Source organism: Herbiconiux sp. 11R-BC (assembly GCF_049472555.1).
GTDB lineage: Bacteria > Actinomycetota > Actinomycetes > Actinomycetales > Microbacteriaceae > Herbiconiux.
This window is the reverse complement of the sequence record NZ_JBCEBO010000002.1, coordinates 88,540-102,813: the sequence shown is the minus strand read 5'-3', so window position 1 is coordinate 102,813 and position 14,274 is coordinate 88,540. Positions and strand designations below refer to the sequence as shown.

General features: G+C 72.0%; 15 protein-coding genes. 11 read left to right on the top strand and 4 right to left on the bottom strand.

The genetic code is table 11. The annotated features are described in order from the left end of the window. Positions 1 to 6 precede the first annotated feature (6 nt). Positions 7 to 1,314, top strand: a complete 1,308-nt coding sequence (locus tag VD659_RS05580) for an MFS transporter (RefSeq protein WP_423260141.1) — start codon at positions 7 to 9, stop codon at positions 1,312 to 1,314. On the opposite strand, the gene VD659_RS05575 is transcribed toward VD659_RS05580, so the two are convergent. Next, complete coding sequence (locus VD659_RS05575; protein ID WP_423260140.1) at positions 1,277 to 1,909, bottom strand: TMEM175 family protein; 633 nt, start codon at positions 1,907 to 1,909, stop codon at positions 1,277 to 1,279. The genes VD659_RS05580 and VD659_RS05575 overlap by 38 nt on opposite strands. A gap of 140 nt (positions 1,910 to 2,049) precedes the next feature. Here VD659_RS05575 and VD659_RS05570 point away from each other — a divergent pair, with 140 nt between their 5' ends. After that, positions 2,050 to 3,540, top strand: coding sequence for an MFS transporter (locus tag VD659_RS05570; protein ID WP_423260139.1), 1,491 nt, complete (start codon positions 2,050 to 2,052; stop codon positions 3,538 to 3,540). Positions 3,541 to 3,579: 39 nt separating this feature from the next. Here the strand turns inward: VD659_RS05570 and VD659_RS05565 are convergent, their stop codons facing one another. Further along, positions 3,580 to 4,509, bottom strand: a complete 930-nt coding sequence (locus tag VD659_RS05565) for an aldose 1-epimerase family protein (protein ID WP_423260138.1) — start codon at positions 4,507 to 4,509, stop codon at positions 3,580 to 3,582. A gap of 141 nt (positions 4,510 to 4,650) precedes the next feature. On the opposite strand from VD659_RS05565, the gene VD659_RS05560 reads away from it, so the two are divergent. The 4 genes from VD659_RS05560 (at position 4,651) to epsC (ending at position 7,469) form a co-directional block, all read left to right on the top strand. Then, positions 4,651 to 5,175 carry a hypothetical protein gene (locus tag VD659_RS05560; protein WP_423260137.1) on the top strand — a complete coding sequence of 175 codons (525 nt, stop codon included), beginning with the start codon at positions 4,651 to 4,653 and terminating at the stop codon, positions 5,173 to 5,175. Positions 5,176 to 5,194: 19 nt separating this feature from the next. Next, the gene (locus VD659_RS05555; RefSeq protein WP_423260136.1) at positions 5,195 to 5,776 is read left to right on the top strand and encodes a YbaK/EbsC family protein; all 582 of its coding nucleotides are present in this window, start codon (positions 5,195 to 5,197) and stop codon (positions 5,774 to 5,776) included. A gap of 98 nt (positions 5,777 to 5,874) precedes the next feature. After that, entirely contained in the window at positions 5,875 to 6,813 is a 939-nt protein-coding gene (gene cysK, locus VD659_RS05550; protein ID WP_423260135.1) for a cysteine synthase A, read from the top strand. 65 nt (positions 6,814 to 6,878) lie between these two features. Further along, the gene (gene epsC / locus VD659_RS05545; RefSeq protein WP_423260134.1) at positions 6,879 to 7,469 is read left to right on the top strand and encodes a serine O-acetyltransferase EpsC; all 591 of its coding nucleotides are present in this window, start codon (positions 6,879 to 6,881) and stop codon (positions 7,467 to 7,469) included. A gap of 31 nt (positions 7,470 to 7,500) precedes the next feature. Here the strand turns inward: epsC and VD659_RS05540 are convergent, their stop codons facing one another. Further along, entirely contained in the window at positions 7,501 to 8,565 is a 1,065-nt protein-coding gene (locus VD659_RS05540; RefSeq protein WP_423260133.1) for an isopenicillin N synthase family dioxygenase, read from the bottom strand. Between the two features lie 102 nt (positions 8,566 to 8,667). On the opposite strand from VD659_RS05540, the gene VD659_RS05535 reads away from it, so the two are divergent. Next, the gene (locus VD659_RS05535; protein WP_423260132.1) at positions 8,668 to 8,913 is read left to right on the top strand and encodes an FAD-binding protein; all 246 of its coding nucleotides are present in this window, start codon (positions 8,668 to 8,670) and stop codon (positions 8,911 to 8,913) included. 87 nt (positions 8,914 to 9,000) lie between these two features. Here VD659_RS05535 and VD659_RS05530 read toward each other — a convergent pair whose 3' ends face one another. Next, positions 9,001 to 9,201 (bottom strand): hypothetical protein, encoded by a 201-nt coding sequence (locus VD659_RS05530; RefSeq protein ID WP_137838962.1) that lies wholly within the window; start codon positions 9,199 to 9,201, stop codon positions 9,001 to 9,003. A gap of 168 nt (positions 9,202 to 9,369) precedes the next feature. On the opposite strand from VD659_RS05530, the gene VD659_RS05525 reads away from it, so the two are divergent. From VD659_RS05525 to VD659_RS05510, 4 genes are all read left to right on the top strand, one after another. Further along, entirely contained in the window at positions 9,370 to 11,163 is a 1,794-nt protein-coding gene (locus VD659_RS05525) for an NAD(P)/FAD-dependent oxidoreductase (RefSeq protein WP_423260131.1), read from the top strand. Between the two features lie 9 nt (positions 11,164 to 11,172). Beyond that, positions 11,173 to 12,783: a carboxylesterase/lipase family protein gene (locus VD659_RS05520; protein WP_423260130.1), complete on the top strand. Its 1,611-nt coding sequence runs from the start codon at positions 11,173 to 11,175 to the stop codon at positions 12,781 to 12,783. A gap of 113 nt (positions 12,784 to 12,896) precedes the next feature. Continuing rightward, a complete protein-coding gene (locus VD659_RS05515; protein ID WP_137838004.1) occupies positions 12,897 to 13,574 on the top strand; it encodes a TRIC cation channel family protein in 678 nt (225 codons plus the stop codon). Between the two features lie 104 nt (positions 13,575 to 13,678). Further along, positions 13,679 to 14,248, top strand: a complete 570-nt coding sequence (locus VD659_RS05510; RefSeq protein WP_423260129.1) for a hypothetical protein — start codon at positions 13,679 to 13,681, stop codon at positions 14,246 to 14,248. Positions 14,249 to 14,274 lie beyond the last annotated feature (26 nt).

Genomic DNA, 14,274 nt, shown 5'->3' with positions numbered 1-14,274 from the left:
ACGACGATGAGCGAGCAGCAGCCCCCAGGGCAGAAGCCGCCGGCCTGGCGCGCCGGCCGCGCCTGGACGGTGCTCGCCCTCGGTCTCGGCGCCCAGATCTCGGGCACCGTCTTCGTGAGCGCCCCCGCCTTCCTCATCCCGCTGCTCCACACCGAGCGCGGCCTCACGCTCGCCCAGGCGGGACTGCTCGCCAGCGCCCCCACGGTGGGGATGGTGCTCACGCTCATCGCCTGGGGCGCTCTCGCCGACCGCATCGGCGAGAAGTGGGTCATCTCCGGCGGCCTCGCGCTCACCGCGCTCGCCGCCCTCGGCGCCGTGCAGGCGCAGGGATACCTGGCGCTCGGGTTCTTCCTGCTCCTGGGCGGCGCGGCGTCGGCCAGCACCAACGCGGCGAGCGGCCGGGTGGTGGTGGGCTGGTTCCCGAAGGACCGCCGAGGACTCGCCATGGGCATCCGCCAGATGGCCCAGCCGCTCGGCGTGACGATCGCGGCGCTCGTGGTGCCCGGCCTCGCCGCCGCGGCCGGCGTCGGCGCTGCGCTCCTGGTGCCGTTCGTGCTCACGGCGTTGTTCGCCGTGGCCTGCGCGATCGGGGTGGTGAATCCGCCCCGCCCGGCCCCGGCCGCCGGCCCGGCGCCGGCCCCGGTGCCGGCGGGCCCGGCCACCGGAGCGGCCGGCGCCTCGGCTACGGCAGCGCGCATCCGCACGGCCGCGAACCCCTACCGGGCCAACGGCTTCCTCTGGCGCATCCACGCCGTCTCGGTGCTGCTCGTGGTTCCCCAGTTCACCCTGTCGACCTTCGGCCTGGTCTGGCTCATCACCGGGATGGGCCTGGATGCGCTCACGGCCGGCGTGCTGGTCGGCGTCTCCCAGTTCGTGGGGGCGCTCGGCCGCATCGCGGTGGGGGTTCTGAGCGACCGGATGGGCAGCCGCGTGCGCCCGCTCGCCCGGGTGGCCGTGGCGGCCGCCGCCGTGATGCTGCTGCTCGCGGTGGTGGCGGCGGCGGCCCCGGGTGCCGGCGGGGGCTCGGTCGCGGTGGCGGCCGGCATCCTGTTCGTGCTGGCGACCACCATCACGGTGGCCGACAACGGCCTGGCCTTCACCTCGGTGGCCGAGGTGGCCGGTTCCGCCTGGGCCGGCCGGGCGCTCGGAGCCCAGAACACGGCCCAGTTCCTCGCCGCCTCGGCCGTGGGCCCGGGCATCGGGGCGCTCGTGGGCCTCGTCGGGTTTCCCTGGGCGTTCGCGGTGGTGGCGCTGTTCCCCGCTCTCGCGGTGCCGCTCATCCCGCGTCCGGCCGCCGAGCACGACCGACTCTGACGCGCATCCGCCGGCCCACCGCCGTGACCGGCCCGGTGAGCGCGAGCACGAGCAGCGCCCACAGCCCCACGTGCGGAACGAACACGCCCAGCACGAAGGCCACCACCATGAGAAGCACCATCACCACCGCGCCCAGGTTGTCGACGGTTCCGCGCACCTGCTCGGCCTGCAGCTCCGGGGAGCGGATGATGATCTGCTGCTGCCCGAGCGCGGCGATGCTCGTGACGAGCATGGTGCCGATGTACAGCGCGCAGGTGGTGGGGCTCTCGTAGGAGGTGGCGGCGATGAGCTCGGTGGGGAACGGCAGGAAGACGATGCTGAGCAGCCAGAGCAGATTCACCCAGAGCAGTGGCACGTTGTAGCCGACGACCCGTTCGTACATGGCGTGGTGCGCCATCCAGAACCGCCCGATCACCGCGAAGCTGATGACGAACACGAGGAACTTCGACCAGTCCTCCGAGATCAGCTCCTCGACCGTTCCGTCGCCGAGCGAGGTGACCGTCTCGACGAGGGGCAGGATCAGCAGCGTGATCGCGATCGCGACGACGGCGTCGCTGAAATTGACCAGCCGATCGAATCCCCGCTCCGTGTGCATGATCCATTATCGGATGCGCCGTGCCGGAATACCCGGCCCCCGCCTGCGGTTGTGAGACGGGTAAACTAGTTCACCGGGTGCAATTATCTTCGCCCACCGGGCAGCAGCGTCGCCTCCCGCTTCATGCGAAAGGAACGCCTGTGTCTACGCCCGATCAGAACGCCGAATGGCTGAGCGACGCCGAGCGCGCGGAGCTGCGCAAGCCGGTCAGCCAGCGGGGCGCCGTCTTCACCCTCGCCTTCACCGGCCTCGTCGCCGCCTTCATGATGACCCTGCTCACGCCGCTCGTGCCCGAGTTGCCGAGTCTGCTGAACGTCTCGCCCGACGACGCGCAGTGGGCGGTCACGGTGACGCTGCTGTCGGCCGCCGTCGCCACTCCCATCTCCGGTCGTCTCGGCGACCTCTACGGAAAGCGCCGCCTCATCCTGGTGCTGCTCGCGCTCGTCGTCGTCGGCTCCGTGGTGTCGCTGTTCGCGACCGCGCTCATCCCGCTCATCGTGGGCCGCGCCCTGCAGGGGGTCGGCATCGGTGTCATCCCGCTCGGCGTGAGCGTGCTGCGCGACATCCTGCACCGCGACCGCCTCGGCGGCGCCGTGGCCCTCGTGAGCGCCACGCTGGGCGTGGGCGGTGCTGTGGGGTTGCCCGTCTCGGCGGTCATCTCGCAGTACCTCGACTGGCACTTCCTCTTCGTCATGTCGGGCCTGCTCGCCGCCATCGGCCTGCTCCTGGTGTGGAAGCTCATCCCCGTGAGCACGCTGCGCAGCGAGGGCAGCTTCGACTTCGTGGGCGCGGCCGGCCTCGCCGTCGGGCTGGTGGGCATCCTCCTCGCCGTCTCGAAGGGCGGCAGCTGGGGCTGGGCCAGCCCGGTGACCCTGGGCCTGCTCGCCGGGGGCGTGATCGTGCTGATCGTCTGGGGCGTGTTCGAGCTGCGCACGGCGAGCCCGCTGATCGACCTGCGGGTCGCGGCCCGGCGAACGGTGCTGCTCACGAACCTCGCCTCCGTCACCGTGGGGTTCGCGTTCTTCGCGAGCACCGTGGTGCTGCCGCAGCTGCTCGAGGCGCCCACCGAGACGGGGGTCGGCCTCGGCCAGACGATGCTCGTGGCCAGCCTCTGCCTCATGCCGAGCGGTCTGGTGATGTGGGCCATGTCGCCCGTCGCGGCGCGTCTCACCCGCGCCCGGGGCGCCCGCACGAGCCTGCTGCTCGGCCTCGTCATCATCACCACCGGCTACGTGCTGGCCCTGTTCCTGATGAGCGAGGTGTGGCACACCATCCTCATCGCCACGGCCGTGGGCTTCGGGGTCGGCTTCGCCTACGCCTCGATGCCGAACCTCATCATGGGCGCTGTTCCGGCCACCGAGACGGCGGCCTCGAACGGGCTCAACTCCGTGATGCGCACGCTCGGCTCCACGGTGGCGAGTGCCGTGCTGGGCGTGGTGCTCACCGGCAACCTCGTGACCGTCGGCGGGGTCACCACGCCGAGCTCCTCCGGGTTCCAGACCGCGTTCGTGATCTCGGGCATCGCCGCGCTGGTCGGCGTGGTGTTCACGGTCTTCATCCCGCGCCACCACGCCGCCTACCGCAAGGCGAGCATCCCCGACGCCGACGACGGGCTGCCGCAGGCGGCCTGAGCCGCCGCACGGCCCGTCACAGCCGGCCCGTCACCGCACTCAGAGGGCGGTGATGGTCCAGGATGCGCTGCTCGCGCCGCCGGGCTCGATCACCACGAGGTCGGTGCCGGAGTTGAAGGCGTCGGGCGGGCAGGTCATCGGCTCCACCGCGAGTCCGCGCCGGCTCGTGGCCGGGTCGGGGGTGTCGGCGGTGTGGACCTGCACCCACGGGCAGTCGGCGCCGAAGCTCATGGCCACGCCGGCGCCCTCCGGGGCCGTGACCGTGACGGTGGCCGTGCCCGCGGCATCCCGCGCGAGACCGGTGAAGGCGTGGTCGATGAAGGTGTCGGCGATGACGCGCGGCTCACGGAAGTCGAACACGCCCGCGTCTTCGACGGCGACATCCGCGAGGCCGACCGGAAGGAGCCGGTCGGGCGTGACCGCGAGCACCTCGGCGGCCGGGAGCGTGAAGGTCCAGTCGTCGACGCTTCCGGCGCCGGCCACGAGATACGGATGCGGACCCGTGCCGTACGGTGCCGGTGCGTTGCCGGGGTTCCGGGCCGTCACGGTCTCGTGCAGCCCCTTCCCGTCGAGCAGGTAGGCCACCTCGATCACAAGGCGGTGCGGGTAGCCGTCCTGCGCCTCGATGACGGCCTCGAGGGTGACGCGGTCGGCATCCCGGGCGGTGACGGCGAAGTCGAGCCACGAGACCAGGCCGTGCAGGGCGTTGCCACGTCCGGGCTCGGTGAGCGGCAGCTGCTGCGCGACACCGGCGAAGGCGTAGCGGCCGTCGGCCACACGGTTCGGCCACGGGGCGAGCGTGGCGCCGCGGTAGCCCGGGCGCACCTCGTCGACGTCGAAGGGCACCACGAGGTCGCGGCCCCGGTACTGCAGCACCCGCAGGCTCGCACCGATGCTCGCGATCGAGGCGCGGTAGTCGCCGGCCTCGAGGTCGACTCGGGCACCGGACAGGGGACGGGCGGGTTCCACGGGAATGACTCCTTCGAGGGTCGGACGGACGACTCCCACGCTAGCGGGTGCGAAGAAGCTGGTCGCATCGGTGCGCTTCGGGGTAACCTTCGAAGCACCTTGCTCGACGTGGGGAACGTCAACGACGAAGGGAAGTCCACCATGACCGACGAGAATCAGCCTCCGGTTCCGCCTCAGCAGCCCGTGCCGCCCGCGCCTCCGGCGCCGCCGGCCGCCCCGCAGTACGAGGCGGCGCCTCCCGCTCCGCCCGCGCCCCCGGCGCCGCCCACCGCCCCGCCGGCCTACCAGGCGGCACCGCCCGCTCCTCCCGCGCCGGGCTACCAGCCCGGCTACGGCCAGGTGCCGGCCGCCGTGCCCGGTAAGAACCTCGGCATCGCCGGCCTCATCGTGTCGATCGTCGGCATCGTGCTCATCCCGCTGATCGCGTCGATCGCCGGTCTCATCATGAGCGTGATCGCCGGCCGGCAGTCGAAGGCGGCCGGGGTTCCGAACGGTCCGGCCAAGGCGGGTGTCATCGTCGGCATCGTCGGCATCGTGCTCGGTGTCATCGGCATCATCATCACCGTCGTCGTTCTCGTCGCCGTCACCTCCGCGGTCGTGCAGAACTGCGCCGACCTCGGCTCGGGAACGCACATCCTCAACGGCGTCACCTACACCTGCGGCTGAATGCGCGACTGACGCCTCGATGACCGACAGCACCACCGGCGCGGGCGCCGCGGGGATGTTCACCCTGGGTGGACTCACCACGGTGCCCGCGTCGGCGCGCCCCGATCTGCTCGCACCCTCCGTCTGGCAGACCCTCGTCACGGCCGGACTGACGGATGCGGTGGGTGTCGTGGAGATCGACCCCGCGGTCTCCGACACGGCGGCCACGCAGGAGGTCTACGGCCTCGAGGCCGAGTCGCTCGCGAACTGCGTGATCGTCTCCGGCAAGCGGGAGGGCGTGGAGCGCATCGCCGCCTGCGTCGTGCTCGCGAGCACCCGCGCCGACGTCAACAACGCGGTGCGCAAGAGGCTCGACGTGCGCAAGTCCTCGTTCCACTCGATGGAACGAGCGGTCACGGAGACGGGCATGGAATACGGCGGCATCACGCCGATCGGGCTGCCCGCGGACTGGCCGGTGCTCGTCGACAGCCGTGTCGCGGCGCGGCCGGCGGTGATCGTGGGCTCGGGCATCCGGAGCTCGAAGGTCATCCTTCCCGGCAGCCTTCTCGGGCGTCTGCCCGGCGCCGAGATCGTCGAGGGCCTCGCGATCGAGCGCGCCTGAGCCATCGCGGTCACATTCGTCCTCGCGCCGGCCGGCAGAACTAGAGTTATGGCTGACGTTCCACCCGCTCCGTCCGCTTCGAAGAAAGCCGAATCCGCATGTCTGCTCGCATCTACAACGACGTCACCGAACTCGTCGGGCGCACCCCGCTCGTGCGCATCAACCGCCTCACCGAGGGCATCGACGCCACCGTGCTCGGCAAGCTCGAGTTCTACAATCCCGCGAACAGCGTGAAGGACCGCATCGGCGTCGCCATCGTCGACGCCGCCGAGAAGGCCGGCGCGCTGCAGCCCGGCGGCACCATCGTCGAGGGCACGAGCGGCAACACCGGCATCGCGCTCGCGATGGTGGGTGCGGCCCGCGGCTACACCGTCGTCCTCACCATGCCCGAGACCGCCTCCATCGAGCGCCGGGTCGTCATGCGCGCCTACGGCGCCGAGATCGTGCTCACCCCCGGGCCCGACGGCATCCGCGGAGCACTCGCCAAGGCGAACGAGATCGTGGAGTCCACCCCGAACTCGATCCTCGCCCGCCAGTTCGAGAACCCCGCGAACCCCGAGATCCACCGCAAGACCACGGCCGAGGAGATCTGGGCCGACACCGACGGCGCCGTCGACATCTTCGTGGCCGGCATCGGCACCGGCGGCACCATCACGGGCGTCGGCCAGGTGCTGAAGGAGAAGAAGCCGGGCGTGCAGGTGATCGGGGTCGAGCCGCTCGACTCGCCGCTGCTCACGCAGGGCAAGGCCGGCCCGCACAAGATCCAGGGCATCGGCGCCAACATCATCCCCGAGATCCTCGACCGCGAGGTCTACGACGAGATCATCGACGTGACCCTCGACGACTCCCTCGCGGTGGCGCGTTCGCTCGCCTCCGACGAGGGCATCATGGCGGGCATCTCCTCGGGCGCCATCATGTGGGCCGCGCTCGAGGTGGCCAAGCGCCCCGAGAACGCGGGCAAGACCGTCGTGGCCGTGGTGTGCGACCTGGGCGAGCGCTACATCTCGACGCCGCTCTGGGCCGGCTACGGCGACTGAGCGGCCGCGTCTGTGAGCTGTCACCGCAGAGTGGGCCGGATGCGCGGCGCCGGCCGAGCGCATCCGTGAGCGTGCTCTCGCGCCTGCGCGAAGACGTGCGGGCCGCCCGCGAGCACGACCCGGCCGCCCGGTCGGCGCTCGAGGTCGTGCTCGCCTACCCCGGCGTGCACGCCGTGTGGGCGTACCGGGTGGCGCACCGCTGGTGGCGGGCACCGGGTCTGCGGCTGCCGGCGCGCCTGCTCTCGCAGTTCGCGCGGTTCCTCACCGGCATCGAGATCCACCCCGGTGCGCGCATCGGCCGCCGGCTCTTCATCGATCACGGCATGGGCGTGGTGATCGGCGAGACCGCCGTCGTGGGCGACGACTGCATGCTCTATCACGGGGTGACCCTCGGTGGGCGGAGCTCCCGGCGTGAGAAGCGGCATCCGACGCTCGGTGCGCGCGTCACGGTGGGGGCGAACGCCACGATCCTGGGGCCCGTCACCATCGGCGCCGGCAGCAGCGTGGGTGCGGGCGCGGTGGTCGTGAAGGATGCGCCGGCCGGCTCCATCCTCGTCGGCATCCCCGCGCGCGACATCGCACCCGGGCACGCGGCGTCGGCGCGGGAGTCGCTCACCGACCCCGCGTTCTACCTCGACCCCGCCATCTACATCTGAGCGAGCCCGGCCGAGTGCGCGGGCTCGGCCGTCACCCGCGGTAGGCCGAGGCTTCGACGCGAGCGGCCTCGCGTTCGGTGCCGTCGGTGTTGCGCACGAGGCCGCGCGAACCGTTGAGCTTCGCGGTGATGTGATCGCCGACGGTGATCGGGGCGTAGAGCTCCGGCTCGCCGGGGGTGAGGCAGGTGGGCAGCGTCGAGACGGTGGCGTCGACGTTGCCATCGAGGAAGAAGGCGGCCGAGCGGCGCCGGCGGATGGTGCCGTCGATGACGGGCGGCTTCACGCGGTGCAGCGTCGACTTCCAGTTCTCGTTGGTCCAGCGGCCGGTGAGGTCGCCGAGGTTGATCAGCAGCGCGCCCGGCTCGGGCATCACGTCGTTCCAGCTGCCGTCGGAGCCGAGCACCTGCAGCCCGGCCACCCGGTCGGCCCAGAGGAGCGTCACGATGCCGAAGTCGGTGTGTTCGCCCATACCCACGAGGTCGCCCTCGAGAGTCACGTCGAGCCCGTCGGGCAGGGCGTAGTTGTTGATGCGCAGCACGTCGATGGAGTGGTCGGTGAAGGGCGCGAAGTAGCCCGGGGCGAGGCCGAGCGCGTCTTCGAAGATGCGCAGGAGCACCCGGCCGACCGCCGACGCGGCAGCGAACCAGGCCTCGACGCGCGGCTCGAACCCCGGCGCCTCGGCGGGCCAGACGTTCTCGGGGTACACCGACTCGGGCAGCGAGAGGCCGGGGAAGTCGGAGGTGGCGACGCCCACGTTGAAGGCCTCGAAGAAGTCGTTCATGCGCTCGGGCTTCTCGACGCCGAGGCTGAGGCTGAGCCGCTCGGTCTTCGGCGGGGTGTAGCCGCGATTGACGCCTTTGGGCTGGCGGTACTGCTTCTTCGTCTCCAGTGGCAGGCCGAAGAACTCGTCGATCGCGCCGGCCAGGCCGTCGGAGAGGGCGGCAGGGATGCCGTGGCCCTGGATCTGGATGAACCCCACCGTGCGTGCCGCCTCATCGAGCGCCCGCGCGACCGCGGCCTTCTCTTCCGCGGAGCCGCCCGAGACGTAAGGGGCGATGTCGACGGTCGGGACGGTGAAGGTGCTCGTGGCGGTCACGGAGGGGTCCTTTCGCTGTGGTCGGGTCTGCGTGCTCTTCATTATGGAGACGCGAGACGGGCGCTGGGTTTCCACGATGTTGCGGTCGGGAGACCACATTCGGTGCTCGGGGAGTCGGCCGAGGAGGTGGCGGGTGCCGTGCGTGCGGCCGCCGAGGCCGGCGTGCGGATGGTCGCGCGCGGCTCGGGCGCCGGGTTCTCGGGAGGGGCCGACGCCGTGGCCGACAGCATCGTGGTGTCGCTCGAGCGCATGCCGGCCGTCATCGAGATCGGCGTGGCCGAGTGCCTCGCCGCGGCGCAGGCCGGGGTCGTCAACGACGTGCTGCGGGCGACGGGAACCCCGCCATGAGCAACACGGCCTCGCCGTCGGCCGGCCCGTGCTCGAGGTGGCTCAAGCGCACGCCGCCGTCCGTGGTGATCGCAGGCGCGGGGGCGGCTACTCCTCGTAGCCGAGGTTGTCGTTCAGCACGTCGGTGTCGTCGTCGAAGATCGGGTCGACCACTTCTTCGTCGTCGACGTCGTCGACCACGTCGATGTCCTCGGTCTCGTCGAGATCGACGTCTTCCCGGTCGTCGCCGACGAGCGGGGTCGTCAGGTACTCGTCGGGTTCGTCGATGCTCTCGTTCAGGTCGGACATCGGGGCTCCTTGTGGTGATTCGTCGGATTCGGGTGTCTTCGCGTGCGGACCGGTCCGCCCGCGTGCGCGGCTCCGGCACGGGCGTGCCGGTCGCTGCCTCAACCGTAGGCATGATCCGCCTCGGCTGTCGACCTCCCGCGCGCGGGGCACCGGGTGTTCACTGAGCCCATGACCTCCTTGTGGCTCGCCGGGCGTCGCCCCGTGACGACGCAGCCCTTCGTGCCGGGCTCCGCCTATGACGACGTGGTCGTGGGCGCGGGCATCACGGGCCTCACCACGGCACTGATGCTGGCCGAGTCCGGCCGCCGCGTGCTGGTGCTCGAGGCCCTCGGCATCGGCGCCCTCGCCACCGGCAACACCACCGGCAAGATCTCGCTGTTGCAGGGCGATCGGCTCTCCACCCTCCGCGCCCACCACTCCCGCCGGGTGCTGCGCGCCTACGTCGACAGCAATCGCGACGGTCAGGAGTGGCTGCTCGCGTTCTGCGACGGCGCCGGTGTGCCGGTGGAGCGCCGCACCGCCTACAGCTACGCGCAGCATCCGGATGCCGCCTCCGCAGTCGAGGCCGAGCACCGGGCCGCGCGCGAGGCCGGCCTCCCGGTCACCCTCGTCGGCGGCAGCGGTGAGTCCACGCGCGCCGGCCGCGGCCACGACGACGTCGACGTGCCGTTCCCCTTCGCGGTCGGCGTCGCGCTCGCCGAGCAGGCGCAGTTCGACGCCATGGACGCCCTCGACGCCCTGGCGCGCGCGGTGATGGCGGCCGGGGGAGTCATCAACACGGGCGTGCGGGTGACCGGCGTGCGCGCATCCGACCCGGTGCGGCTCAGCACGAGCGCCGGTGTGGTGTTCGGCCACGACGTCGTGCTCGCCACGGCCACGCCCATCCTCGACCGCGGGCTCTACTTCGCCAAGACCCATGGCCAGCGCTCCTACGGGCTGTCGTTCGAGGTCCCGGATGCGCCGGGCGGCCGCCTTCCCGACGGCATGTTCCTCTCCGTCGGAGACCCCGCTGTGACCGCCGTGCGCCCCGGCGGCGGGTCGCGCTCCCTGCGCACCGCGACCCGCGGCGACGGCCGCGAGGTGCTCGTGGTGGGCGGCGCCGGGCATCCGGTCGGCAGGCCCGGCGCCGTGTCGGAGCGCCAGCGGGTCGCGATGCTCGCCGCGTGGACGGACGAGTACTTCCCCGGCGCCGAGCTCACCCACAGCTGGTCGGCGCAGGACTACGAGTCGCACAACCTCATCCCGTTCGTGGGCGCCCTGCCGCGCGGCCGCGGCCGGGTGTACCTCGCCACGGGGTTCGCGAAGTGGGGCATGACGAACGGCGTGGCGGCGGCACTGCGGCTCTCGGCCGAGATCCTCGGGGTGCCGTGGCGCGAGCGGCGGCACTGGCACCGGGTGCTCGGCAGCCGCCTGACGAAGCCGGCCGACCTCGGGCGCGGGGCGGCCGAGGGTGCCCGCATCGGTGCGGCCGCGGCCGCGGGCTGGCTCGGAGCCGAACGGTCGCGGGTGCCCGTGGCGCGACCGGCCGAGGGGCAGGGCGTCGTCGCGAGCGCGGCGGGCCGGCCGGCCGGTGGGCATCTCGACGGTCGGCGGCCGCACCTGCGCGGTGAGCGCCGTGTGCCCGCACCTCGGGGGCGTTCTCGCGTGGAACGACGCCGAGCTCTCCTGGGACTGCCCGCTGCACGCCTCCCGCTTCACCGCATCCGGAGCCCGCATCGAGGGCCCCGCCCTCACCGACCTCCCCGTGCTCCCCCGAACCCCCTCCCCCTGACCTGCCCCCCGCCCCGCCACTTCCCCGGCACCGCCAAAAACAAGGAGATCCACCTCGACACGCCGAGTTCTGGCCGTCACTACCCGGCGTGTTGCCACCTGACTCCTTGTTTTTGGAAGGGCCGTGGCCCGGGCCGTAGGCGGGGGCGACCGGGTGAGAGGGGGAGACGGAGGCTCAGGATGCCTGGGTAGCATTCGGGTATGAGTGGGGGACGGGCGGAGTCACTGGTGCGGCGCACCGCGGCGGGAGCCGTGCGCGGGGCGCGCGAGGGAGACGTGCTCAGCTGGAAGGGCATCCCGTTCGCCGCGGCGCCGGTCCGTGACCGTCGCTTCCGCCGCCCGATCGCGCCGGTGCCGTGGCCGGAGCTCCGCGACGCGAGCGGATACGGGCCGATGGCGCCGCAGCGCATCCTGAAGTCGATGGAGGTCGATCCGGCCATCGGCCTCAGCGAGGACTGCCTCACCGTCAACGTGTGGGCCCCGCTCGGAGCCTCCGCGGCCGTGGCCGCCGGCCGGCCCAAGCCCGTGATGGTGTGGATCCACGGCGGCGGCTACTTCCAGGGCTCCACCGGCCAGCGCTTCTACGACGCCCGGCACCTCGCCGCGAACGGCGACGTCGTGGTGGTCACGGTGAACTACCGCCTCGGAGCGCTCGGCTTCGTCGACTTCTCGAGCTTCTCGCCGAGCACCGGCGACTCGAGCTTCGGGCACGGCTTCGACTCCAATGTGGGCCTGCGCGACCAGATCTTCGCCCTCGAGTGGGTGCGTGACAACATCCGTGCCTTCGGCGGCGACCCCGGCGACGTCACGCTGTTCGGCGAGTCGGCGGGCGGCGCCTGCGTGATCGCGCTGATGGCCTCGCCGCTCACCTCGGGGCTGTTCCACCGGGCCATCGCCCAGAGCGCCCCCGTCACCTCGATCTACGGGCAGGAGCGCGCCGCCACGGTCGCCGCCCGCTTCCTCGACATCGTGGGCATCGCCCCCGGGCAGGCCCAGAAGCTGCGCGACCTCGACCCCTTCGACCTCGTCGACGCGGGCGCCGAGCTCATCCACGAGGTGTCGTCGCAGGTGCCGGGCACGCTCGCCATGGCGCCGGTGCAGGGCGACGACGTGCTGCCAGACTACCCGCTCACCGTCTTCCGTGAGGGCCGGGCGCCCGCCATCCCGCTCATCATCGGCACCAACCACGACGAGTCGTCGTTCTTCAAGCTGATGCGCTCGCCGCTGCTGCCCATCACCACCGAGTCGGTGGAGCGGATGTTCGTGGAGATCGCCAACGACCGCCCCGAATTCGAGGGAGCGGGCGAGCGCATCACCGGCGCCTACCCGGGCTACCCGCGGCGCCGCGCGCCCGCCGAGATCTCGCGCGACGCGGGGTTCCGGATGCCGTCGATCTGGCTTGCCGAGGCCCACAGCCGTTTCGCACCCACCTGGATGTACCGCTTCGACCACGCCACCCCGCTGCTGCGCGTCACCGGGATCGGCGCCACCCACGCGGCCGAGCTCGCGTACGTCTTCGGCTCCTTCGCGCCGTGGGGGCGCGATCTCGTGTTCCGCCTCGGCGGCCGGGCCGAGGCCGAGCGGGTGTCCCGGCGCATGCAGGCGCGCTGGCTGGCGTTCGCGCACGGGCGGGCGCCCGACGTCCCCGCGGCTCCAGACTCGAGCGAGGCTGACGAAGCCGCCGTCGAATGGCCGGTCTACGACGAGACGGCCCGCAGCACCCTCATCATCGACCGCGACGACGCCGTGGTGCTCGACCCCGACGCCGAGATCCGCGTGGCCTGGGGCCCCGAGATCCTCGCCTTCCGATAGCGCGGATCTGACGATCCGGCGGGCGCTGCTGCGCACCCCGGATGGCACGCTCGCGGCGTCGTCAGCCACGCCCTGGTTCCCGCCGGGGAGCAGCGCCATGCGAAGATCGGTGCATGGTGGCCGAGCAGTTCGAGATCCCGATGTGGCTCGACCTTGCGGCGACCGCGCTCGGCAGTGTGCAGGGCGCGATGTTCGCGGCCCAGTTCAAGGACAAGCGGCTCGACCTGCTCGGCGTCGGCCTCATCGGCGTGGTCAACGGATTCGGCGGTGGTGTCATCCGCGACCTGCTGCTCAACCAGGTGCCGGCCGCGCTGCAGTCGAACTGGTACATCCCCGTGGCCATCGCCGCCGCGCTCGTCGGCATGCTGCTCGAGCGCCTGTTCTCGCGCCTGAACGTCGTGATCACCGTGCTCGACGCGGTGAGCCTCGGGCTGTTCTGCGCCATCGGGGCGAGCAAGGCGCTGTCGATGGGGTTGCCGGTGGTCCCGTCGATCTTCGTGGGCATCGTCGCGGCCGTCGGCGGCGGCATGCTGCGCGACATCCTGCTCGGGATGCCGATCGGCGTCATGCACGTCGGCTCGCTCTACGCGGTGGCGGCCGGGGTGGGCGCGGTGTTCCTGGTGGGCGCCGTCGCGTCGGGGGCGAACATCACGGTGGCCGGGGTGATCTGCGTGATCGCGACCGCCGTCATCCGTCTGCTGGCCGTGCGCTTCGGCTGGAGCCTGCCCGAGCAGCGCACCATCAGCACTCTGCGCCGCCTGCGACGGCAGCGTTCGGGCACGGCCGAATGAACGTTTGCGGCCCGCGCCCCGTTGACCCCAAGTAGAGGCCGCCGACGCTCTCGGAGTCGCCTTCGGCAGTCACAGCCGGTTCATAGGCGGCTCGAAGAGGCCGGATGGCCGCGCTCGCTAACGTCGAAGCCGTCGGCGCCCAGCGCGCGACCGAGACCATCACCACGACACGACAGGGAACTGCCATGACAACTCGCCAGAAGAAGCTCGCCCTCGCCACGATGACCGGTGTCTCCCTTTCCGTCGCCCTCGCCGGCTGCGCCACCACCAGCGGGAGCACCGCCGCCGACGCGGAGACGACACCGGCCACCTCCTCGACGGCCACGGCGAGCCCGTCGGCCTCGTCGAGCGCCTCGGCCTCGGCCGGCAGCTCGTCGAGCACCTACAAGGACGGCCAGTATTCGGCCCAGGGCCAGTACATCTCGCCCAACGGCCAGGAGACCATCGACGTCTCCCTCACCCTCGCCGGCGACATCATCACCGCCGTCACCGTGACGCCCGACGCCACCAACCCCACCGCCGTCTCCTACCAGACGCAGTTCGCCGACGGCATCGCCGCGGTCGTTGTGGGCAAGGACATCGACGAGATCTCGGTGTCGCGCGTGGCCGGTTCGAGCCTCACCAGCGGCGGCTTCAACCAGGCCGTCGACGCCATCAAAGCGGATGCCTCCTAGGGCTTCCGCGCCCGCCACCGGCATCG